This window comes from Frankia canadensis (assembly GCF_900197875.1).
Taxonomy (GTDB): Bacteria; Actinomycetota; Actinomycetes; order Frankiales; family Frankiaceae; genus Frankia; species Frankia canadensis.
Genome location: NZ_FZMO01000456.1, coordinates 1 through 1,166, shown reverse-complemented (window position 1 = coordinate 1,166; position 1,166 = coordinate 1). Strand labels below are relative to the sequence as shown.

Genomic DNA, 1,166 nt, shown 5'->3' with positions numbered 1-1,166 from the left:
GGGAGGAGGAGCAGGCGGTGTCGATGGTGACCGCGGGCCCCTCGAACCCGAACACATACGACACCCGACCGGAGGTGACGCTTCCGCTGTTGCCCGTGCCGATATAGCCCTCGAGATCCGTGGGCGTGGTGTTCAGCCGGGCGGCGTAGTCGTGGTACATCATTCCGCTGAAGACACCGGTCGGGGTTCCGCGGAGCGTGTCGGGGTTGATGCCGGCGTGCTCGATGGCCTCCCAGCTGGTTTCGAGCAGAAGCCGCTGCTGCGGGTCCATCGCGAGCGCCTCGCGCGGGCTGATCCCGAAGAACTCGGCGTCGAAACCACCCACGTCGGTCAGGAACCCTCCCGCCCGGGCATAGGAGGTGCCGAAATGGTCAGGGTCGGGATGGAACAGGGAGTCCAGATCCCAGCCCCGGTCGGTGGGGAAAGCGCCGATGGCTTCCTCGCCGGCCTCGACCAGCCGCCACAGATCCTCCGGCGAGGCGATACCCCCCGGGAAACGGCACGCGATCCCCACCACCGCGATCGGCTCGTTGTCGAAGGCGGCGGCCTGCGGGGTCGTCACGGTCGCCGCCGGTGCCCCACCGAGCTCCTGGCCGAGGTGCCGGGCGAGCACGGCCGGCGTCGGGTAGTCGAAGGCCAGGGTGGCCGTCAGCCGTAGACCGGTCGCGGCGTTCAGCCGGTTGCGCAGGTCGACCGCGGTCAGCGAGTCGAATCCGACCTCCCGGAACGACCGGTCGGGCTCCACGGCGAGCGGGCTGGCGTGTCCGAGCACGTCGGCCACCTGGCCGCGCACCAGCTCCAGCAGGGAGGCCTCCCGCTCGGCGGGGGTCAGCGGGGCAAGCTGGCGGGCGAGGGAGTCCTGGTGCGCGTCGTCCCTGGCCGCCGCGGCGCGTCGCGGCGGCGGTGGCACGAGACCCCGCAGCACGGTGGGCACCGGTGACCGCGTCGCCTGGGCCCGTAGCGCGGCCAGGTCGAGCTGCGCCGTCACCCAGGTCGCGCGCTGCGCTTTCCGACCGGCGGCCAGAACGCTGTCGAACAGAGCGAGGCCGTGTTCGTCTGACATCGGCACGATGCCCTGCCGCTGCATTCTTGCCACGTCGCCCTGGTTGAGCTGTTCGGTCATGGTGCTGGTTTGTTGCCAGTAGCCCCAGGCGAGGCTGGTGGCG

General features: G+C 71.1%; 1 protein-coding gene. It reads right to left on the bottom strand.

The genetic code is table 11. The features are described 5' to 3' along the window. Nucleotides 1-1,166, bottom strand: a 1,166-nt coding sequence (locus tag C1A33_RS26030; protein WP_243407960.1) for an acyl carrier protein, incomplete at both ends; no start/stop codon positions are given.